A 19,747-nucleotide genomic window follows, 5' to 3' on the forward strand; every position below is an offset into this window, starting at 1 on the left:
TCACAGCTCCGCCTGAAGTTGTTCCAGCAGGCTGGCCAGGGCCCGGCCCCGATGGCTGATCCTGCCTTTCTGCTCCCGGGTCAGTTCGGCGGCACTGCAGTTGAATTCCGGAGCCAGAAACACCGGGTCATACCCGAAACCACCATCGCCGCGGGGCTCAGCCAGGATCTGCCCGGGCCAGCGGCCATGACAAATAATCGGTGTTGGGTCGTCGGCGTGGCGCAGGTACACCAGAACACAATGGAACTGGGCTCTGCGTTGTGCCGCGGGGATGTCCCTCAAGGCGTCCAGAAGAGCCGCCACGTTGTCAGCATCGGAAGCACCGTCGCCGGCGTACCGCGCCGAGCGCACGCCGGGTTCGCCGTTAAGGGCATCGACGGCCAGACCGCTGTCGTCAGCCAGGGCCGGCATGCCAGTTTCCCGGGCGGCATGGCGGGCTTTGAGAATGGCGTTCTCGACAAAAGTGACGGCGGGTTCTTCGGCTTCGCTCACACCCAGTTCTCCCTGGGCAATGGGTTGCAATCCCAGGGGGCTGAGCAGCTCTGTCAGTTCGGCAATCTTGCCCTTGTTGTTGCTGGCGATTACGAATCTCTGGCTCATGGCGTCAGTCGTTGAACAGAGTGTGAGAGAACCTGACGGGCAGGTCCCGGTCGTGGCCGGTGGGTCTTGCGGTAATGCTGAAGGTCATCAGGTCGCCAGGCCGGTGCTGGTATTGGGCGATAAAATACACCGCATCGCCCTCCTGAATGCGACGGAAGGCCAGAAAATTAACCTGCTGGATGTCGTTGGTCACCTGGCCCTGTACCTGCCCGCCAACCGGACGGATCTGGCCATGTTCACCTTCGGTCATAATGGAAATGTTGATAATGCCGATGCCACGGCTGCGTTGCAGGTTGTTGGCCCTGGCAACTTCGGGGTCAATGAAGGTGCTTGGAAAAACACTCCAATGTACCTGATAGTCACCGAAGTCCTCCTGGCCTGCCTGCACCTGAAAAGACATCAGCAGGCCAAGGGTGAGGGTCAGTAGGTGAGTGATGGAACGAGTCTTCATCATGGGGTCTCCCGCGTGATTCGATAGATGGCAATCTCCCCCAACAGGTTCGGCCAGAGCCTGGCCAGCCAGCTGTTCTGGTGCTGGCCGTCTACCACCCTGCGGCTCTTGATGCGAATGCCTTTCTGACGGCACAAGGCTTCAAAATCCTTGAACGTGCACAGCCGTATGTTGGGGGTGTTATACCATTTATACGGTAGTGCGTCGGATTCGGGCATACGGCCACTCAAAGCCAGTCCCCAGCGCAGGCGCCAATGGGCGAAGTTGGGGAAGGTGACGATGCCCTCGCGGCCGACCCGCAGCATCTCTTCGATCACTTTGTCTGGTCGCCGCACGGCTTGCAGTGCCTGGGTCATCAGAACCACGTCGAACATGCCGTCGTCAAAATTGTCCAGGCCCTGGGTGTCCAGGTTCTGCTCGATTACGCTCACCCCTTTCGCCATACAGGTGGTGATGTGGTCCGGGTTGATCTCCAGGCCGAAACCCGTGGCGCCTCGTTCGCGCTGAAGAAAGTCCAGCAGGGTGCCATTACCACAACCAAGGTCCAGCACATGGTGGCCCGGCTGAACCCATTGCTGGATGATTTCCAGATCCGGTCTCATGCGCCGACCTCCCGTGCAACCCTGTCCATATACGCGGTGAAAACGTCGGTGTATCTGGGGGTTGGAATCAGGAACGCATCATGACCCCAGGGGGCATCGATTTCGGCATAGCTGACCTTCTTACGGGCAGAGATCATGGCGTTCACCATCTCTTCGGAGCGTTCCGGCGAAAAGCGCCAGTCGGTGCTGAATGACAACACCAGGTACTCGCAGCTTGCCGGTGCCAGAGCCTTGGCCAGATCCCCGCCGGCGGCATAGGCCGGGTCGAAGTAGTCCAGGGCCCGGGTCATCAACAGGTAGGTGTTGGCATCAAAGCTTTCGGAGAAACGTTCGCCCTGATAGCGCAGATAGCTTTCTACCTGAAACTCGGCGTCGAACCCGAACTTGTAGGCCTCTTCCCGGAGCTCCCGGCCGAATTTCTCACCCATGGAGGCGTCAGACAGATACGTGATGTGACCGACCATACGGGCCAGCATCAGGCCCCGACGAGGCACCGCGCCGAAATCATAGTATCGGCCGTCATAGAACTCCCGGTCGGAGGTAATGGCCTGGCGGGCCACTTCATTGAAGGCGATATTCTGGGCACTGAGCCGGGGCGTGGAGGCAATCACCACCGAGTGACGCAACCGTTCCGGGTAATCCAGGCTCCACTGCAACGCCTGCATACCGCCCAGCGAGCCGCCAACCACCGCGGCCCACTGTTCAATGCCCAGGTGGTCAGCCAGACAGGCCTGGCTTTTCACCCAGTCGGCAACGGTAATCACCGGGAAGTCCGGGCCAAAGGGTTTGCCGGTTGCCGGGTTGGTGGAATTGGGGCCGGTGCTGCCGTGGCAGCCGCCCAGGTTGTTCAGGCTGACCACAAAAAAACGATTGGTATCGATGGGCTTGCCAGGGCCGATGCAGCTGTCCCACCAGCCTGGCTTTTTGTCTTCCATGCTGTGATAGCCTGCGGCATGGTGATGGCCACTGAGGGCATGGCAAATCAATACCGCGTTGCTGGCGCTCGGATTCAGGGTGCCGTAGGTCTCCACCACCAGATCGTAACTGTCCAGAAACTGGCCGCACGCCAGTTCGATCGGCGTGTCAAAGCGAATGGTTTGGGGGCTTACAAGGCCCACGGAGTCCGAGGGCAGGGAATCAGGCATGGCGGTGATGAGTTCCTGGTCCGGTCCACAAGTGTCTGGCCATTGGCCTTGGAGTGTTCAGAAAAACGCGACAGCAACGCAGTTTAAAGGCGGGTGGGGGTTGCTGCAACCGGCGCGTGGCTGTGGTGCCGGTTTCGGGGCCCGCGTGATGTTCGAGCGGGCCCCGGCCAGTCAGATGGCGCCTGAAATGTTGACCACTTTTTGCTGAATCATGGTGGGTGCCGGTTTGCGAATTTGCCGCATCATGGCATCGGCCAGTTCCAGCTGTTTACGCAGGTCGGCAATGGCATTATCCAGGCGCTGGCGCTCGGCGCGGCTGTCCCGGTCGCTTCGGACCATATCGCGCAGGCGGCGGATCTGGTGCTCTAGCAGCTGTTTCTGCTCCATGGAATACTGCATGATTGGCAGCAACGCTTCCTGGGGCCAGCGTTCGACATCCTTACGCACCCGGCCGTGAAGGGTGCGAGCTTCACCCACCATGACATTGAAGAAGCGGCGCACCAGCAGGGACTGTTCGGTCAGCAGGTTTTTCGGGCTGATGCGGAAACGCTTGGCCTTCTTGCGCAGTTCCCGAATGGCGATGACATGGCGGCCCGCCCGCAGCGGGATGGGCTCCAGGTGCCTGGCACGGGTGTCTTCGTTATAACGGCGGTAGATGGCTCCGACCATTTTCTCCGCCAGCCTGCCTTCGGCCAGCAGGTTGGTCAGGTCGCTTTCCAACAGTTCAAAGAAATGGTCCATGGCCCGGTTCATGCCGGCCGTCGTCCAGCTCTTGGACATGGTGTGACGAACTTTGGCAGCATGATTTTCAAAACGATCCTCGGCCACCAGGTTCTTCAGCATCTCCCCCTGGGAGTCCATGAGCCGGCGGGAGGAACGCAGGGTAATCAGCTTTTTGTAGTAGAAGTCATAGTCTTTCTGGGCGCGCTCTGCCAGCCGGCTGAGGGCGGCCTTGTCCATGGTGGCGCCGGCACAGGCCTGGCGTTCTTCTTCCAGTGATTCAAGCCGGTATTGCATGGCCGCCTGACTGTTTTGAAGCATGCCCAGAAGATCGTTGATCAGGTTCTGGGTAATCAACTGCTCCTTGTGCATCAGGATGCGCTGAATGATCAGTTGCTCGAGCTGGCCGATGTTGGAACGCCCGAACAGCTCGTTGTCTTTGCGTACCCGGGCCAGCAGTCCCTGTTTTGCCGACAGCGGAATCACGTCTTGCTGGCGTATGCTCAGATGTTCCGCAGTATAGGTGCGTACCCGCTCAATCGCATCGGTGGTGTGTTGCTCGCCCTGCAGGTCGTCCCACAGCACATCAATCTTGTTCAGCACGGCAAACCGGCCGGCCCGGTGGTCGGCGTGTTCGGTATCGATATGATCTTTCCAGATCGTCATATCGCTGGCGGTTACGCCGGTGTCTGCACTCAACACAAAAATGACCGCGTGAGCGCGGGGCAGCATACTGATGGTCAGCTCTGGCTCTGAGCCCAGCGCGTTCAGCCCCGGCGTGTCGAGGATGCGCAGACCACGCTCGAACAGCGGGTGGCGAATGCTGATCTGTGCGTTGCGCCAGGCGGGCACCAGTACGTTGCCAGGGTTGTTGCGATCGTGTTCGAGCATGGCTTCGTCAAAGCCCAGCTGGCGCGCCTCCTCCGGGCTCACGCTTTTGATGCGGGCAACTTCGGCCAGCACTTCGCGCATGACTTCAGGGTTGCGCTCGTCCAGCTCGTGTTTTACCCAGCGCTCAGGCTGCTTGCGCAGTTGCTGCAGGGAAAGTTCGCCGGTTCGGGTCTCGATGGGCAGAAGCAGCAGGTAGTTCTGGTTGGCGCTGCGATCAAAGAACAGCTCCGTGGGGCACATGGTGGTGCGGCCTGCCTGGGACGGCAGCATGCGCTGACCGTACTCCGAGAAAAACAGGGCATTGATCAGCTCGGTTTTGCCGCGGGAGTACTCGCCCACAAAGGCGATGGTCAGCTCATCTTCAATGAGCAGTTCAAGGCCATGGCGAATTCGGGTGCTGACGTCTTCCGAGAACAGATTGTTATCTTGCAGCCAGAGCCGGTACCGGCCAATCTGCCGTATTAGCTCTTTCTTCCAGTTGTGGTATGCCTCAACCTGCTGCGACAGAGTTCCCTGCGGGTTCATTGGATGTTCCTTCTGCGCGACTTCCGAGATTAAATGACGTTAATAGTAGCCTTTTTAATTAGTTGGATGGGGTGCACCAGTCGGCATTTTCTGCGGTAGGCCGGGCTCTGATGCAAAAAAGGCTTCAGAATCATATTGTTGACGCTGAAGCCTTTGGTGTTTCGAATTAGAGAAAACTGTAACTGAATGTATATCTGTGAGGCAGGTTACATTCCAAGGCCGATGGAACCGAGGCCCGCGGCGATCTTCATATGGTCAATGACCACAGAGATGACGTTCAGAATCAGGAATACAATGATTGGTGATAGATCCAGCCCGCCCATGGACGGCATGACGCTGCGCACCGGTCTCATCACCGGTTCGGTAATCTGCGCGACCAGCTGGATAGCCGGGTGGCTGCTTTGCGGGGCAATCCAACTGACCACCACCACGGCAATCACTGACCAGAAGTAGATTTTGACAATCAGGCTGAGCACATTCAAAACGGCCCAGACGAGCAGGGTAATCGGATTGATGCCGGGAATTCCGCCGTTCAGGGCCACCAGGATCAGGAAGAAGGTCATGGCCTGGATAATGACAGCAAGTACCAGCGCTGCCCCATCAATGCCGCCCCAGCCGGGAATGAAACGGCGCAGCGGGCGTAACGGCGGATTGGTGGCCTTCACCACAAACTGGGAAATCGGGTTATAGAAGTCGGCCCGGGCCAGCTGTAGCAGGAAGCGCAGCAGTACGATGGTCATGTAGAAGGTGGACGCGATCAGCAGGATCGTAATCACAATATCTGCCAGCATGTAGCTGTGTCTCCGTTAACGGTTACTGTTTATCTGCCAGTTCTTTGGACATTTCCCGGGAGCGATCAAACGCCGCGCCATAGGCCTTTTTCACAAGTTGCCGCAGGCCGCCGTCCTCAAAGGTATTCACTGCACGCTCGGTGGTGCCGCCGGGGGACATGACGTTGCGTTTGAGCTGCGCCGGGTCATCGTCGCTTCGGGCCGCCATTTCGGCCGCGCCCGCCATGGTCTGAATGGCGAGTGCCCGGGCGGTTTCAGGTGCAATACCGGCTTCGGTGGCGGCGCCTTCCAGGGCTTCAAGCATCAAGAAGAAATACGCCGGGCCGCTTCCGGACAGCGCGGTAACGCCGTGCAGCTGGTCTTCGTCGTCCACCCACAGCGCTGAGCCGATGCTTTCGAACATCGACTGTACCGATGCCTTCTGTGCGTCTTTGACCTGTGCGTTGGCAAACAGCCCGGCGGCACCCTTGCCAACCAGTGACGGTGTGTTGGGCATCACGCGAACCAGCGGCATGCCGCCGCCAAGCCAGGTGTCCAGAGTCTCAGCGGTCAGGCCTGCGGCGATGGAAACCATCAGCGGGCGGGTGTTCTGTACCACCGGGGCGATGTCGTGGCAGACATCCGCCATCACCTGGGGTTTGACGGCCAATACCACAATATCCGCCTGTTGGGCGCAGTACCGGTTGTCTGTGGTCACGCTGACACCAAACCGCTTCCGGATGGCTTGCAGGTGGCCATCGTCAGGGGCGCTTACCCAGATATTACCGGCCTGGTAGCCGTTCTCCAGCATGCCGCCGATGATGGCGCTGGCCATGTTGCCGGCACCGATGAAAGAAATCGTGGGTGATGTGCTCAAGGGTCACTCCAGGGCGTTGGTCAGTTAATTCATTGAATGCGATGATAACAGGAACCAGCAGTTTCAGCTCTGGCTGTGTTTGGGTGGCCGCGCACCGAAAAGAGCCGTGCCCACGCGAACCCAAGTTGCTCCCTCTGCGATGGCGATCTCGAGATCATCCGACATGCCCATCGACAGTGTGTCCATCGGACCGGCCTCAGGAAACCCCTGTTTAAGCTCCCGCAGGGTATTGGCCAGCTTGCGAAAGCTCATTCGCAGATCTGCCTCAGACTGGTCTGGATCGGGAATCGCCATTAGCCCACGCAATTTCACATTGGGCAAATCGCCGATCTCATCCACCAGTTCGGGCAGCTCGGCCAGTGTGCAGCCGGATTTGCTGTCCTCGTCATTGATGTTGACCTGAAGACAAAGATTTAATGGCGGTAAACCGGTAGGCCTTTGCTCGCTCAGCCGGCGGGCAATCTTTAGCCGATCAACGCTGTGTACCCAGGCGAACGTCTCGGCAATTTGCCGGGTTTTGTTGGACTGGATGGGGCCAATAAAGTGCCACTCAATCTGATCGACGTCCTTCAGGGCTTCAATCTTGTCGAGCGCCTCCTGAAGGTAGTTTTCACCAAAGGCGACCTGACCGGCATTGGCTGCGACCCTGAGTTCGTCCGGCCCGCGTGTCTTGCTGACTGCCAACAGGCGCACACTACCGGGGGCTCTGCCTGCCTTCAATGTTGCTTTTTGTATGCGTCGGGTTACGCTCCCGATGTTGTCTGCTATGCTGCTCATAGTGTGAGTTTGCCGCTTCTGGACTAAAAGAAAAAGCCCTCCGAGGAATCCTATGGATATTACTGAACTGCTTGCCTTTTCGGCGAAACAGGGCGCATCGGATTTGCACCTGTCAGCCGGTCTGCCCCCCATGATCCGTGTCGACGGCGACGTGCGCCGCATCAACCTGCCCCCGATGGAGCACAAAGAAGTGCACGGGTTGATCTACGACATCATGAACGACAAGCAGCGTAAGGATTACGAAGAGTTCCTGGAAACCGACTTCTCGTTCGAGGTGCCGGGTGTGGCCCGTTTCCGGGTAAACGCCTTCAACCAGAACCGTGGCGCCGGCGCTGTATTCCGGACCATCCCTTCGAAGGTTCTGACCATGGAAGATCTGGGCATGGGCCAGGTGTTCAAGGATATTTCGTCCGTACCCCGTGGCCTGGTGCTGGTTACCGGGCCCACCGGCTCCGGTAAGTCCACCACTCTGGCGGCGATGATGGACTATATCAACGACACCCGCTATGAACATATCCTGACCATCGAAGACCCGATCGAATTCGTGCACGATTCGAAAAAGTGCCTGGTCAACCAGCGGGAAGTGCACCGGGACACCCTGGGCTTCAACGAGGCTTTGCGCTCCGCCCTGCGGGAAGACCCGGACATCATCCTGGTAGGTGAGCTACGGGACCTGGAAACCATCCGCCTGGCCCTGACCGCCGCCGAAACCGGCCACCTGGTGTTCGGCACCCTGCACACCACCTCCGCCGCCAAGACCATCGACCGTGTGGTGGACGTGTTCCCAGCTGAGGAGAAGTCCATGGTTCGGTCGATGCTGTCCGAATCCTTGCAGGCGGTTATCTCCCAGACCCTGATGAAGAAAATGGGCGGCGGCCGGATTGCCGCCCACGAAATCATGATTGGCACCTCGGCCATCCGTAACCTGATCCGGGAAGACAAGATCGCCCAGATGTACTCGTCGATCCAGACCGGCGGTTCCCTGGGCATGCAGACGCTGGATCAATGCCTGGAGCGCCTGCTGCAGAAGGGTCTTATTTCCCGTGAAGCGGCACGGGCCAAGGCCAAGATGCCTGATAACTTTTAATTGGATTGCTCCTGGCCGTGTCGTTGGTGCCGGGAGCGGAAGGGGAGTTCATCAGACCCCCCGAATACAGTTTGACGGGTGGGGCGGGTGCAGCTTCCCGGGACTGTCTGCAGCATGGATGCTGCAGTCAAGCTTACATGGACGTATTTACAGCGTGTCCCGGGAAGCTGCACCCGCTCCACCCAGGCACCAAACAATGAAGACTGGGTAAAAAAATGGAATTCGAAAAACTGTTGCGGCTGATGGTGGAGAAAGGCGGTTCGGACCTGTTTATTACAGCGGGTGTACCGCCGAGCATGAAGGTGAACGGGAAAGTGCTCCCGGTCACCAAGAACGCGCTGACGCCGGAGCAGACGAGGGAGTTTGTCTACGGCGCCATGAACGACAAGCAGCGCGCCGAATTCGAAGAAACCCACGAATGTAACTTCGCCATCAGCGCCCGTGGTATTGGCCGCTTCCGGGTGTCCGCGTTTTTCCAGCGAAACCTGTGCGGCATGGTATTGCGACGGATTGAAGTGAAAATCCCTCAGATTGACGACCTGGCGCTGCCCGAGATTGTCAAAGACCTGGCCATGACCAAGCGTGGCCTGATCATGTTCGTGGGCGCCACCGGTACCGGTAAGTCCACCTCCCTGGCCGCAATGCTTGGGCACCGGAATCGCAACAGCCGTGGCCATATTATTTCCATCGAAGACCCGATCGAATTCGTACACCAGCACCAGGGCTGCATCGTCACCCAGCGGGAAGTGGGCATCGATACCGAAAGCTTTGAAGTTGCCCTGAAGAACACCCTGCGTCAGGCGCCGGACGTTATCCTGATTGGTGAGGTGCGCACCCGCCAGACCATGGAGTATTCGGTACAGTTCGCAGAAACCGGCCACCTCTGTCTGGCTACCCTGCACGCCAACAACGCCAACCAGGCCCTGGACCGGATCATCCAGTTCTTCCCGCCGGAACAGCACAACCAGATCTGGATGGACTTGTCCCTCAACCTAAGGGCGATCGTCGCGCAGCAGCTGGTGCCCACGCCGGATGGCAAAGGCCGCAAGGCAGTGATCGAAGTACTGATCAACACGCCCCTGGTGGCGGACCTAATTCGTAAAGCAGAGGTGCACAAGCTCAAAGAGTTGATGGCCAAGTCCAACGAATCCGGCATGCAGACGTTTGACCAGGCGTTGTACCGGCTGTACGCCGAAGGCTCCATTACCTATGAAGATGCCTTGGCTCACGCGGATTCCGCGAACGACCTGCGCCTGATGATCAAGCTCGGTGCCGATGCTCAAGGTGCAGACAAGCTGTCATCCTCGGTTGACAAGCTGACCATCCAGGGCGACTGATCAGAATCCGCGTTTTGCCCTCCTTGCAGGCGGCCCATTCAGGGTCGCCTTAATACCAAAGTCGTACTTTGTTAGTGCCTGCAACCAGTAGTTTTGGCATTTGAGGCCATTGTGGTGGCCTGCGTATACTCCGCGCGCGACTAACAAAGGAGACAGCATGCACAAGAACACCAATGCCCTCGTAAAGGCCGTTCGACTGGCAACCCTGGCAGCGATTGCTGCTCCGGTATCCGTTATGGCCGGTGGTTTTGCCCTCAATGAACAAAGCGCCAGTGCTATGGGTACCGCAAATGCCGGCGCGGCGGCCAACCCCGAGAATGCCACTATCGTATTCTTTAACCCCGCTGGCATGAGCCAGTTGTCTGGGACCAATATTTCGTTTGGTGCGGCTTACCTCGACATTGATGCAGAGGCAAAGGAAGGGGCGTCTGCCACTCGGATATCTGGTAATCCTGTAACCCCGGCTGGCCGGGGCGGCGATATTGCCGATGGTGCGTGGCTGCCAAATTTCTACCTGGCCCATGAGGTGAGTGATTCAGTAGACGTGGGTTTCGGTATCCATGCTCCCTATGGGCTGGCCGGTGACTACGAAGACGATTTTGTGGGGCGGTTTTTTGCGGACAAAACCGAGTTAACCGCCATTGCGTTTACACCCTCGGTCGCGGTTAATAATGGTCAGGGCCTGTCCATGGGCGCCGGCCTGAACATCATCTATGCTGAGGGCCGGCTTACCAGGAATCAGGATCTTGGGCCGAGTGCGGAGCCGCTCCCGGTCGGCGCAGAACCCTACGCTGACATAGAAGGCGATGATATTGGTGTGACCTTTCGCGTTGGTTTCCTGTACGAACTGTCTGACAAAACCCAGTTTGGCATGACGGCGCAGACCGGTACAGAACTCAACCTCAAGGGTGATATGGAGGTGACGGGTGTTCCCGTCCCGGGTATGCCTGGAGTAACAACAACTCTGAATGAAAAGGTTGAGGTACCCCTGGCGATTCCCGAGAGTATTACTGTGGGGGCGCGCCATAAACTGACAGACGATGTAACCCTGTTGGCGGGTGCGACATACTCTCGCTGGAGTCGCTTCGAGGAGCTGGACATTATCAGCCGTGACCCTGATGGCGAGATCGCGGGCGTTCCTGGTGCAGTGATTAGCCACACCACGGAAAAGTGGGGTAATACCTGGCAATTCAATGTTGGTGGGATATGGCAAGCTACCCCGGCCTGGGCTTTCAAGGCAGGCTATGCTTATGACGAATCGCCCGTTGGTGAGTACGTTACCGCTCGTATTCCTTCAACAGACCGTCACTGGCTGACACTGGGAACCCAGTGGAAAGACGTCAATAGTGGTTGGACAGTTGATGCAGCAATCGGCACCCTGATCTTCGATGGCAACGCCAACGTTGACGAAGTGTTCTATCAGCATGAGAACCCGACTCAGCAAGATCCGAGCTTTGGTGCATCCAACTACCAGGCCGAATACGACCTGAGCGCCTGGAGCGCCGCCATCGAGTTCAGCAAGGCGTTCTAAGCCGCTGATCCTCGGTGTGACCGGCCCGGCGCGTCCGGGTCAGCCAACGACCTGACCACGGTAGATAACCTGTTTCTTCCGTGGTCGGGCTTCTTCCCCGCCTATCGCCTCCTCTGAACCAGCAATCTCCTGCCCGCGATAAGTTTTGGCGGCTGCTGGCGCAGCGTCTATCTGCCCCAGCTCCGGCACCCTCTGTTTAAGAGCTTCCCATGTATGCACCAGATGTTTCGATCGGGTTTTGCCCGCGTATTCGGCCAGGTGCTCCGCCAAGTGGTCTTCGTTGAGGTGCAGTTTTACCCCGAATTCAGACTGAATCAGCCGGCGGCACTGTTGCACCAGTTTCAGGTGGGAAGGGTCGAATAACCAGTTGCGTTCATTCGCTACGGAATTCATGGAAAGGCCTCGCATTGCTGTCACGGCATAGGGCATCAGAGAGCCCAGACTCTCGGATCGTTGCAGATTTCGTGCCGTGATCGGGAGGCGCTTAAACGTAGCGGGAAGGCCGGGCAATTGGAAAAGGGTGCCCTGCTTTTGTGCCTTTTCGGTGAAAATGAACAAAAACAGGGCGGTATCAGGGAAGGGTGCAGCCCCTTAGTGGGCCTGATCCCAGTTGTCTCCGGTGCCGGCTTCCACCAGTAACGGTACGTCCAGTTTGGCGGCAGCCTGCATTCGCTGCACCAGGCCCTTGCGCACGGTCTCCAGAGCGTCTTCCCGCACTTCAATGATCAGTTCATCGTGCACCTGCATGGTCATACAGGCATCGTCAGCATGCTCCGAGCGCAGCCACTGGTCCACATCGATCATCGCCCGCTTGATGATATCGGCCGCGGTACCTTGCATGGGCGCGTTGATGGCGGTGCGCTCGGCAGCCTGTTGCAGCTGTTTGTTCCGGGCGTTAATCTCCGGCAGGTACAGGCGGCGGCCGAACAGGGTTTCCACGTAGCCATCGTCGTGGGCCTGTTTGCGGATGTTATCCATGTACTTGAGCACGCCCGGGTAACGCTCGAAGTAGCGATCAATGTATTCCTGGGCGGTCTTGCGATCCACTTCCAGCTGGCGGGCCAGGCCGAAGGCCGACATGCCGTAGATCAGGCCGAAGTTGATGGCCTTGGCGCTGCGGCGCTGGTCTGAAGTGACTTCAATCAGGCTGACTCCAAATACCTCGGAGGCGGTGGCCTTGTGAATGTCTTCGCCATGCTCGAAGGCCCTCAGCAGGCCCTTGTCACCGGACAGGTGCGCCATGATTCGCAGCTCGATCTGGGAATAGTCGGCGGCCAGCAGTTTGTAGCCCTCCGGTGCGATGAAGGCCTGGCGAATGCGGCGGCCTTCTGGAGTGCGGATCGGGATGTTCTGCAGGTTCGGCTCGGAGGACGACAGGCGCCCCGTGGCAGTCACCGCCTGGTGGTAAGAGGTATGGACGCGGCCGGTACGGTGATGAATTAGCTCCGGTAGTGTGTCGGTGTAAGTGGACTTCAACTTGCTCAGGCTGCGGTGCTCTACAATCAGTCGGGGCAGTTCGTGCTCGTGGGCCAGTTCCTGGAGCACCGGCTCGGCAGTGGAGGGCGCGCCCTTTGGAGTTTTCTTAATCACCCGCAGGCCGAACTTGTCGTACAGAATCGCCTGCAGCTGCTTGGTGGAGCCCAGGTTGAAGCTTTCCCCGGCCACCTTGTGGGCTTCTTTCTCCAGCTCCGCCATGCGCTCGGCCAGCTCCTGACTGTGCTGGCGCAGGGTGCTGGCGCTGATCAGGGTGCCCCGTTGTTCCATGCGGGACAACACCGGCACCAGCGGTAGGTCGATATCCCGGTACACGGATTCCAGCTTGCCGATTTCTTTCAGTTTCGGGCTCAGGGCCCGATGCAGGCGAAGGGTAATGTCTGCGTCTTCGGCGGCGTAGGGCCCGGCCTTTTCCAGATCAATCTGGTTAAAGGTGAGCTGTTTGGCGCCTTTGCCGGCGATAGACTCGTAGGTGATGGTCTGTTCGCCCAGATACTCCCGGGCCAGGCTGTCCATGTCGTGGCGCGTGGCCACGGAGTTGAGTACATAGGACTCCACCATGGTGTCGTCGCTGATGCCCTCCAGATAGATGCCATGGTTGGCGAGCACATTCTTGTCATACTTCAGGTTCTGGCCGATCTTGTTCACGTCCGGGTTTTCCAGCAGGGGTTTGAGCTGGTTAAGTACGTGATCGCGGTCCAGCTGATCCGGCGCACCCATGTAATCGTGGCCCAGCGGCACGTAGGCCGCCTCACCGGGGGTGATGGCAAAGGACACGCCGACGATTTCGGCGTCCATGTAGCGAAGGCTGGTGGTTTCAGTGTCGAAAGCGAATTGATCCGCAGCTTTCAGCCGCTGTAGCCAGGTATCCAGCTCGGCCTGGTCGGTAATCACAGAATACTGCTTCTCGACCGCTGGTTCGGGTTCTGATTTGGGGGAAGACTGGTTCTCGCTATTTTCTGAACCCGAATTCTCAAGCTCGGCAACCCAGCTACGGAATTCATATTCCTTGAACAGCTCGAGCAGGGAATGGTCGTCCTGTTCCCGCTCCTGCAGGTCTTCCAGTCCGAAGTCCAGATCGACATCCAGGCGGATGGTGGCCAGTTCCCGGCTCAGGGGCAGGGTGCCGGTGGCTTCCCGCAGGTATTCACCGATCTTGCCTTTGATTTCGTCCGCATGTTCTATCAGGTTGTCGAGATCGTGGTAGGTCTGCAGCCATTTCACCGCGGTTTTCGGGCCGCATTTGTTCACCCCGGGTATGTTGTCCACCTTGTCGCCCACCAGGGCGAGGTAATCGATGATTTGTTCCGGGCTCACCCCGAACTTGTCGATCACTCCCTCCCGATCCATGGCAGTTTCGGTCATGGTATTGATGAGGGTCACGTGATCGCTCACCAGTTGGGCCATGTCTTTGTCGCCGGTGGAAACCACCACGTCGATACCCTTGCTGGTGGCTTCGTAGGCCAGAGTGCCAATGACGTCATCGGCTTCCACGCCCGGCACAATTAATAGGGGCAGCCCCATGGCGCGGACGATGTCGTGGATCGGTTCAATCTGAACGGCCAGGTCTTCCGGCATGGGGGGGCGGTTGGCCTTATACTCTTCATACATGTCGTGGCGGAAGGTTTTGCCTTTGGCGTCAAACACCACCACCACCTTGGAGCCGGGAAAGTCCTGCTCAAGGCGCCGCAGCATGCTGATAACACCCTTGATGGCGCCGGTCGGATGGTTTTTGCTGGTGGTCAGTGGTGGCAGCGCATGGTAAGCGCGAAACAGGTAGGACGATCCGTCAACAAGAACCACGGGTGGGGTCTTTTTATCAGTCATATCAAAGCCGGTCCGGAATCTGATTGAAGCGTGGGTTGGCTTGTGCAACTCTAGCCAGAAAGATGAGCGAAAGGGTACCACGAAAATGAAACGAATCGCCTGTTCCGCCATGTTGGCTGGGCTTGTGTCTTTACCGGTGATGGCTCAGCAAGAAGGCTCACTGGATGCCACTCCGGTAGTCACGCCCCAGGAGCCCGTGGTTATTTCCGATTACCAGCCCCCGGAAGGCGGGCCGGAAATTGTGATCCGGCCGGGGGAGAATGAAGTGTTCTATGAATATCGCGTGAATGGCCAGCTTATGGAAATCAAGGTGGTGCCTAACGTAGGGCCCGAATACTATCTGGTGCCATCCGGTGGCGGCTGGATTCAGGACACTGAGTCTGACTTGCTGGTTCCTAGCTGGGTGATCTTCCGCTGGTAACCGACACCTTTGCTGTGCGCTCAGATCAAGTTGACTTCAACCGGGTCTGAACGCCGGCTTTCAAGCCCATCCACATCCACCGTTGTAATCGAGAATTCATAGGCGCCGGGGGGCATGCCCTCAAGGCGGTAACGGGTTGTGCTGGCATCGTTCAGCGGAATGATACTGAAATCATTCTTATGCTTCATCCGGTAATAGATGCGATACCCAGAGATTTGGCCAGGTGCCAGTGATGAGCCGTCTTCGCGGGTCATCGGTGGATTCCAGGCCAGAGTGCGTGGGCTGGCGGCGCTATCCGCAGAGTACTGGCTCTGCTTTGCCGCGGGCGATTGTCCCAGTGTGGCCAGGAGGTTTGATTGTGCCTGTTTCAGCCTGGCATCCGAGACTTCCGAGGCGCGCTGTGGGTCGAGTTTGCTGGCGCGAGTGTCTTCCTGACAGCCAGTGATCAGGGAGGCAAGGGCAATAGTCAGCAGGCAAAGCGCAGCCTGGCCGGGCAAGGGTGGCAGTAAAATTTTCATGGTCAACTCGCATACGGAGCCGTGGCGGGCTCTCTCGTTACTGGTCGTATGGAGCCTGAATAAAACCGGGAGACGGGCTACCTCAAACAAGGTGGGATTATGCCAGCCGCTACCTTTCGATCAAGTGAACTATCCGTAAAAACCGAAGATTGGTTTTAGTATGAACATTCTAATTTTTATCCGTACCTTGGTGGGTGAAAGTCACCAAAGGCACGCAGAAGCAAGGGCTTGTGGTGCCGAAACGATCCTAAAATCAAGGAGAACTACCATGGGTAAATTGAAATCCTACCAGGAACAACTGCAGGACATCGTTGAGAAGGGCATCAACGCCGCCGAAGAGCAGCAGAAGAAGCTGGCTTCCAAGCCGTTTGATTACGCAGAGAAGCTGGAAGCAGAAGCTCGCGAATACAGCGTAAAGACCCTGCGCAAGCGTTACACCGGATACTCCGAGAACCTGTTCGAGCAGCTGCGTAGCCTGAACAGCCGTTTCGGCAATTTTGCTGCCGAACTGGTTGCCAAGCTGGAAAAAGAAGCCGTTGAAGGTGCTGACGCTGTTTCCGGCGCCGCCGAAGACGTAGCGGAAGCTGCCCAGGATGCCAAGAAGTCAGTCACTGCCAAGAAGCCGGCCGCTCGCAAGCCAGCGGCTCGCAAGACGGCAGCCAAGAAGGAAACAGCGTCCGCCTGATCATAATGGCGAGCTCTAACCACAAAGGGCGCTCTGGTGAGCGCCCTTTGTCGTTTGCCCGGCGAAGCCGGCAAACCCGGCCATCTGAAAGAAGGTGGCGTCACCCCGACTGAGGGGAAGACAATCCGACTGGCAAGGGCGCCACTGGCCAACGGTGGGGTCTGAAGGAAGCCATAGGAAGTTAACGGTACACAACGCAAGTGAACCTGCTTCGGCAGGTCAGGTGGGCCAGCGTGCGAAATAACGCGACGCCCGATACTCAGTCAGACCTGGGCTGTGTTTGAGGGTGGCATCGTTAACAGGGAGCCGGTGCAGTAACCGGGGAAGCCTGACACCGAATCCGGCGTTGTCGGAGGCTGTGGCGCAAGGTGAAAGCCGAGGCCGCAGTTGGTGCGAGGTGGCAGATGAAGCCGTAGTAGTGAGGAAGTTCCGGCCTGAGAAGCCTGGTAACAGCGTGGAGGATAAAACCGGAATGACCGCTGACGGAGGTTCAGCGGACCGGTCAGGGTCAAAAGCTCTGATCGGATGCGAAGGGCGGAAGTCATTAACGAGAATGACGGACGACGAGTGAGAGGTGGACGCTGTGTTCACAAGCTGCCCGACGGGGCAGGGACGTGCACTGGGGTACTGCGGGAACGCAGTGGCTCTGGTGTTCTCCGAACAAGGGAGTAGAGCGATACCGTGGCGGCAGATTGCCTGAGCGCTAGCACCCGGGCGGATCGCTTGAAACACACCGGCAGCCAAGCCAACCCTCGAAGCCGTCATCGCGGAGATGAGCAGGCATGAGGAAATACTACAGTCTGTACGGGCAATTGCTGTCAAAACAGCGCCTGTATGAAGCCTTCAGACACATCAAACGCAACAAGGGCGCGGCCGGAATCGATGGGCAGAGCCTGAGTGGGTTTGAGGCGAATCTGGAGGTGGAGCTGTCGTGCCTGTTGCTCGAGCTGAAGGAAAAGCGCTATCGGGCGCAGCCAGTCAGACGCGTAGCCATCGCCAAGGATGACGGCGGTGAGCGTCTGCTGGGCATTCCGACGGTTCGGGACCGGGTTGTGCAACAGGCGCTGCGCCGTATTATCGAACCGATCTTCGAGCCGGATTTCCACCCGTCGAGTTACGGGTATCGTCCGGGACGCAGTGGTCACCACGCCATCGGCAAGGCGGAGTTGTTTATCCGCCGATACCGGCGTGACTGGGTTGTGGACATGGACCTGTCGAAATGCTTCGACACGCTCAACCATGACCTGATCATCCGCCAGTTCCGCCAACGGATCACGGACGGCAGTGTCCTGTCACTGCTGCGCCAGTTCCTGGAAAGTGGCGTGATGGTGGGATACCACCTCGAAGAGACGGAACTGGGAAGCCCTCAGGGTGGCGTGATCAGTCCGCTGATCGCAAACGCCTACCTGGACGCCTTCGACCAGTTCATGAAAGCGCGGGGGCACCGGATCGTCCGCTACGCGGACGACATCCTGATCCTGTGCGGCTCACGAGCGGGCGCGGAGAATGCGTTACGGGTGGCCCAACGCTATCTGGAAGAAGAGCTGAAGCTGACGGTGAACGTCACCAAGACCCACATCGCCCACAGCGATGAGGGGGTAAAGTTCCTGGGCGTGGTGATCTACACGAACTACACCCGCATCCAGGACAAGAAGGTGGTGAAACTCAAGCAGAAGCTGAAAGCGCTGACAAAGCGTAACCGGGGCATCGGGCTTGCGGCGATTATCCGCGAGCTGAATCCGGTGCTACGGGGCTTTGCCAACTACTTCCGGGTGGCGAACTGCGCGAGGGTGCTGAAGCAGGTGATGAGTTGGTTAAGGCGGCGCCTGCGCTGCATCCAGCTCAAGCAGTGGAAAAAGCCGAGTCGGCTGCATCGGAGGCTGAAACAGCTAGGTTACCAACCCCCGTTCCGGCATATCAAGATGCAAAGCTGGCGCAACGCGGCGTCCCCACTGGCCAGTCTGGCCCTGCCCAACACCTACCTGCACAATGACCTGAAGTTGATAGATCTTGCGAAGGTTAAAACCGGCATCACTGTCCCCGAGTTCGGGGTAAGTTAATGGCATGAGCCGTATACGTGGCCCGTATGTACGGTTCTGGGAGAGGGATGAGGCGGTAACGCCTCACCCTACTCGCTATTTCCGCCAGTACAAACGTTTATTCCGGCTCCAGGGGGAGTGTCCGCTCCTGGCCAGTAACGACTTCCAGTCTTTTTATATCCGCCTCAAATTCCTTTTTCATTGCACTGATGTCTTGCTGTTGGGCGGCAATTTCCCGTTCCACGTCGCGGATCTGTGACTCCAGCCGACGAATCCGTTCCAGGGTAGCTTCCGGAATATCCCTGCCGGCCCGCTCCATATCTGCCGCTCGGCTTTGCTCGTTATCAAGCTGGCTGGAAATCACGGAAATATTGCCTCGCTTTAACTGGATAATCCCTTCCAGCTCGCGAATCTTCCGATGCATGGCGCGAACAGCCTGGTCTGGATGGCTGAAGCGCTTCAACAGCTGGCGATCCTGCTGCTGTTGAATCTCGGCCTGGCGTTGGCGCTCTTTCTCCGCTTCCCGGGCAGCGATCTCTTCGGCTGTGGGGGCGGGCGGGATGGTCTCAATAACTCGGCCGTTGGTTCCGAGAATGTCGTAGCCGCGTTTGGTGGCTTCCTGCGGGATGGTATTGCTGATCACCAGCTGACCGTTGTCATCCGTGTAACGATACATATTGGCCTGCACACTGGCGGACAGCAGCAGTCCTGCTACGGCCAGGCTGGCAATAACCGTTGATTTGGACACACGGTGGTGCATGGTCAGACTCCGTAACGGTTCCGGTAGCTGGCCACTGTTTCCGCGTGGCCGGCAAACTCCGGATTGGACTTCAGGTAGTCCAGTACCTGCTCAAGACGAATAATGCTGACAACGGGGATGCCGAATTCCTGCTCCACTTCCTGAATGGCGGATAACTCGCCATTGCCTTTTTCCTGCCGGTCCAAGGCAATCAGCACGCCGGCAGGCTCCGCGCCAGCGGCACGAATGAGATCGATGGATTCGCGAATGGCGGTGCCGGCAGTGATTACGTCATCCACAATCAGTACCTTACCTTTTAGTGGGGCGCCGACAATATTGCCACCCTCACCATGATCTTTCTTTTCTTTGCGATTGAAGGCAAACGGTTTGCTGTTACCGTCTGTTGCAAGGGCCATGGCGGTCACCGTGGCCAACGGAATGCCCTTATAGGCGGGCCCGAAAATAATGTCATAATTCAGGCCGCTGCGTTCGATGGCTGCGGCATAGGCTTTGCTTAGCTGCAACAGGTCGTTTCCGGTATTGAATAGCCCGGCATTGAAAAAGTAGGGGCTGGTTCGGCCGGATTTGAGCGTGAACTCTCCAAAGCGCAGAACATTCCGCTCAATGGCAAACTCGATAAAATTTTGCTGATAGTCGTGCATGGCAAGGCTTCTGGCGGGGTTTGATCTTTAATTAAAGCGTAAAACCGGT

General features: G+C 58.0%; 19 protein-coding genes. 6 read left to right on the plus strand and 13 right to left on the minus strand.

Annotated elements, in window-relative coordinates; translation table 11 throughout:
• From rdgB to ASQ50_RS13915, 8 genes are all read right to left on the minus strand, one after another.
• Positions 1 to 600 carry an RdgB/HAM1 family non-canonical purine NTP pyrophosphatase gene (gene rdgB / locus ASQ50_RS13880; RefSeq protein WP_058091356.1) on the minus strand — a complete coding sequence of 200 codons (600 nt, stop codon included), beginning with the start codon at positions 598 to 600 and terminating at the stop codon, positions 1 to 3.
• 4 nt (positions 601 to 604) lie between these two features.
• Entirely contained in the window at positions 605 to 1,054 is a 450-nt protein-coding gene (locus ASQ50_RS13885; protein WP_058091357.1) for a DUF4426 domain-containing protein, read from the minus strand.
• The gene (gene metW, locus ASQ50_RS13890) at positions 1,051 to 1,653 is read right to left on the minus strand and encodes a methionine biosynthesis protein MetW (RefSeq protein ID WP_058091358.1); all 603 of its coding nucleotides are present in this window, start codon (positions 1,651 to 1,653) and stop codon (positions 1,051 to 1,053) included. The genes ASQ50_RS13885 and metW overlap by 4 nt, the downstream gene beginning before the upstream one ends.
• Positions 1,650 to 2,798 (minus strand): homoserine O-succinyltransferase MetX, encoded by a 1,149-nt coding sequence (gene metX, locus ASQ50_RS13895; RefSeq protein WP_058091359.1) that lies wholly within the window; start codon positions 2,796 to 2,798, stop codon positions 1,650 to 1,652. Before metX ends, metW begins: the two co-directional genes overlap by 4 nt.
• Before the next feature lie 171 nt (positions 2,799 to 2,969).
• Positions 2,970 to 4,934, minus strand: a complete 1,965-nt coding sequence (locus ASQ50_RS13900; protein ID WP_058091360.1) for a dynamin family protein — start codon at positions 4,932 to 4,934, stop codon at positions 2,970 to 2,972.
• A 206-nt stretch (positions 4,935 to 5,140) separates the two neighbouring features.
• Complete coding sequence (locus ASQ50_RS13905) at positions 5,141 to 5,725, minus strand: YggT family protein (protein WP_058091361.1); 585 nt, start codon at positions 5,723 to 5,725, stop codon at positions 5,141 to 5,143.
• A gap of 22 nt (positions 5,726 to 5,747) precedes the next feature.
• A complete protein-coding gene (gene proC, locus ASQ50_RS13910) occupies positions 5,748 to 6,581 on the minus strand; it encodes a pyrroline-5-carboxylate reductase (protein WP_058091362.1) in 834 nt (277 codons plus the stop codon).
• A gap of 63 nt (positions 6,582 to 6,644) precedes the next feature.
• Positions 6,645 to 7,358 (minus strand): YggS family pyridoxal phosphate-dependent enzyme, encoded by a 714-nt coding sequence (locus ASQ50_RS13915; protein ID WP_058091363.1) that lies wholly within the window; start codon positions 7,356 to 7,358, stop codon positions 6,645 to 6,647.
• Between the two features lie 52 nt (positions 7,359 to 7,410).
• Between ASQ50_RS13915 and ASQ50_RS13920 the strand changes: the two genes are divergently transcribed.
• The 3 genes from ASQ50_RS13920 (at position 7,411) to ASQ50_RS13930 (ending at position 11,313) form a co-directional block, all read left to right on the plus strand.
• The gene (locus ASQ50_RS13920; RefSeq protein WP_058091364.1) at positions 7,411 to 8,445 is read left to right on the plus strand and encodes a type IV pilus twitching motility protein PilT; all 1,035 of its coding nucleotides are present in this window, start codon (positions 7,411 to 7,413) and stop codon (positions 8,443 to 8,445) included.
• A 215-nt stretch (positions 8,446 to 8,660) separates the two neighbouring features.
• On the plus strand, positions 8,661 to 9,782 hold the full coding sequence (locus tag ASQ50_RS13925) for a PilT/PilU family type 4a pilus ATPase (protein ID WP_058091365.1): 1,122 nt from the start codon (positions 8,661 to 8,663) through the stop codon (positions 9,780 to 9,782).
• Between the two features lie 157 nt (positions 9,783 to 9,939).
• Positions 9,940 to 11,313 carry an OmpP1/FadL family transporter gene (locus ASQ50_RS13930; protein ID WP_082888495.1) on the plus strand — a complete coding sequence of 458 codons (1,374 nt, stop codon included), beginning with the start codon at positions 9,940 to 9,942 and terminating at the stop codon, positions 11,311 to 11,313.
• Between the two features lie 39 nt (positions 11,314 to 11,352).
• Here ASQ50_RS13930 and ASQ50_RS13935 read toward each other — a convergent pair whose 3' ends face one another.
• Complete coding sequence (locus ASQ50_RS13935; protein ID WP_058091372.1) at positions 11,353 to 11,706, minus strand: hypothetical protein; 354 nt, start codon at positions 11,704 to 11,706, stop codon at positions 11,353 to 11,355.
• A gap of 198 nt (positions 11,707 to 11,904) precedes the next feature.
• On the minus strand, positions 11,905 to 14,634 hold the full coding sequence (gene polA, locus ASQ50_RS13940) for a DNA polymerase I (RefSeq protein ID WP_058091373.1): 2,730 nt from the start codon (positions 14,632 to 14,634) through the stop codon (positions 11,905 to 11,907).
• An 85-nt stretch (positions 14,635 to 14,719) separates the two neighbouring features.
• On the opposite strand from polA, the gene ASQ50_RS13945 reads away from it, so the two are divergent.
• The gene (locus ASQ50_RS13945) at positions 14,720 to 15,055 is read left to right on the plus strand and encodes a DUF2782 domain-containing protein (protein WP_058091366.1); all 336 of its coding nucleotides are present in this window, start codon (positions 14,720 to 14,722) and stop codon (positions 15,053 to 15,055) included.
• Positions 15,056 to 15,075: 20 nt separating this feature from the next.
• Here ASQ50_RS13945 and ASQ50_RS13950 read toward each other — a convergent pair whose 3' ends face one another.
• Positions 15,076 to 15,573 carry a fibronectin type III domain-containing protein gene (locus tag ASQ50_RS13950; RefSeq protein WP_156510016.1) on the minus strand — a complete coding sequence of 166 codons (498 nt, stop codon included), beginning with the start codon at positions 15,571 to 15,573 and terminating at the stop codon, positions 15,076 to 15,078.
• Between the two features lie 268 nt (positions 15,574 to 15,841).
• Between ASQ50_RS13950 and ASQ50_RS13955 the strand changes: the two genes are divergently transcribed.
• Together ASQ50_RS13955 and ltrA are read left to right on the plus strand one after the other, a co-directional pair.
• Positions 15,842 to 16,258 (plus strand): hypothetical protein, encoded by a 417-nt coding sequence (locus tag ASQ50_RS13955; RefSeq protein WP_058091367.1) that lies wholly within the window; start codon positions 15,842 to 15,844, stop codon positions 16,256 to 16,258.
• A gap of 782 nt (positions 16,259 to 17,040) precedes the next feature.
• Positions 17,041 to 18,318 carry a group II intron reverse transcriptase/maturase gene (ltrA, locus tag ASQ50_RS13960; RefSeq protein WP_068351537.1) on the plus strand — a complete coding sequence of 426 codons (1,278 nt, stop codon included), beginning with the start codon at positions 17,041 to 17,043 and terminating at the stop codon, positions 18,316 to 18,318.
• Positions 18,319 to 18,415: 97 nt separating this feature from the next.
• Here the strand turns inward: ltrA and ASQ50_RS13965 are convergent, their stop codons facing one another.
• A complete protein-coding gene (locus tag ASQ50_RS13965; RefSeq protein ID WP_058091999.1) occupies positions 18,416 to 19,057 on the minus strand; it encodes a DUF4124 domain-containing protein in 642 nt (213 codons plus the stop codon).
• 2 nt (positions 19,058 to 19,059) lie between these two features.
• A complete protein-coding gene (gene pyrE, locus ASQ50_RS13970; RefSeq protein WP_058091998.1) occupies positions 19,060 to 19,698 on the minus strand; it encodes an orotate phosphoribosyltransferase in 639 nt (212 codons plus the stop codon).
• Positions 19,699 to 19,747 lie beyond the last annotated feature (49 nt).

This window comes from Marinobacter sp. LQ44 (assembly GCF_001447155.2).
Classification (GTDB): Bacteria; Pseudomonadota; Gammaproteobacteria; order Pseudomonadales; family Oleiphilaceae; genus Marinobacter.

What these genes read in the sequence shown, in the direction of transcription:
- rdgB (WP_058091356.1), bottom strand. Translation starts at nt 600, where the DNA reads ATGAGCCAGAGATTCGTAATCGCCAGCAACAACAAGGGCAAGATTGCC.
- ASQ50_RS13885 (WP_058091357.1), bottom strand. Translation starts at nt 1,054, where the DNA reads ATGATGAAGACTCGTTCCATCACTCACCTACTGACCCTCACCCTTGGC.
- metW (WP_058091358.1), bottom strand. Translation starts at nt 1,653, where the DNA reads ATGAGACCGGATCTGGAAATCATCCAGCAATGGGTTCAGCCGGGCCAC.
- metX (WP_058091359.1), bottom strand. Translation starts at nt 2,798, where the DNA reads ATGCCTGATTCCCTGCCCTCGGACTCCGTGGGCCTTGTAAGCCCCCAA.
- ASQ50_RS13900 (WP_058091360.1), bottom strand. Translation starts at nt 4,934, where the DNA reads ATGAACCCGCAGGGAACTCTGTCGCAGCAGGTTGAGGCATACCACAAC.
- ASQ50_RS13905 (WP_058091361.1), bottom strand. Translation starts at nt 5,725, where the DNA reads ATGCTGGCAGATATTGTGATTACGATCCTGCTGATCGCGTCCACCTTC.
- ASQ50_RS13915 (WP_058091363.1), bottom strand. Translation starts at nt 7,358, where the DNA reads ATGAGCAGCATAGCAGACAACATCGGGAGCGTAACCCGACGCATACAA.
- ASQ50_RS13920 (WP_058091364.1), top strand. Translation starts at nt 7,411, where the DNA reads ATGGATATTACTGAACTGCTTGCCTTTTCGGCGAAACAGGGCGCATCG.
- ASQ50_RS13925 (WP_058091365.1), top strand. Translation starts at nt 8,661, where the DNA reads ATGGAATTCGAAAAACTGTTGCGGCTGATGGTGGAGAAAGGCGGTTCG.
- ASQ50_RS13930 (WP_082888495.1), top strand. Translation starts at nt 9,940, where the DNA reads ATGCACAAGAACACCAATGCCCTCGTAAAGGCCGTTCGACTGGCAACC.
- ASQ50_RS13935 (WP_058091372.1), bottom strand. Translation starts at nt 11,706, where the DNA reads ATGAATTCCGTAGCGAATGAACGCAACTGGTTATTCGACCCTTCCCAC.
- polA (WP_058091373.1), bottom strand. Translation starts at nt 14,634, where the DNA reads ATGACTGATAAAAAGACCCCACCCGTGGTTCTTGTTGACGGATCGTCC.
- ASQ50_RS13945 (WP_058091366.1), top strand. Translation starts at nt 14,720, where the DNA reads ATGAAACGAATCGCCTGTTCCGCCATGTTGGCTGGGCTTGTGTCTTTA.
- ASQ50_RS13950 (WP_156510016.1), bottom strand. Translation starts at nt 15,573, where the DNA reads ATGAAAATTTTACTGCCACCCTTGCCCGGCCAGGCTGCGCTTTGCCTG.
- ASQ50_RS13955 (WP_058091367.1), top strand. Translation starts at nt 15,842, where the DNA reads ATGGGTAAATTGAAATCCTACCAGGAACAACTGCAGGACATCGTTGAG.
- ltrA (WP_068351537.1), top strand. Translation starts at nt 17,041, where the DNA reads ATGAGGAAATACTACAGTCTGTACGGGCAATTGCTGTCAAAACAGCGC.
- ASQ50_RS13965 (WP_058091999.1), bottom strand. Translation starts at nt 19,057, where the DNA reads ATGCACCACCGTGTGTCCAAATCAACGGTTATTGCCAGCCTGGCCGTA.
- pyrE (WP_058091998.1), bottom strand. Translation starts at nt 19,698, where the DNA reads ATGCACGACTATCAGCAAAATTTTATCGAGTTTGCCATTGAGCGGAAT.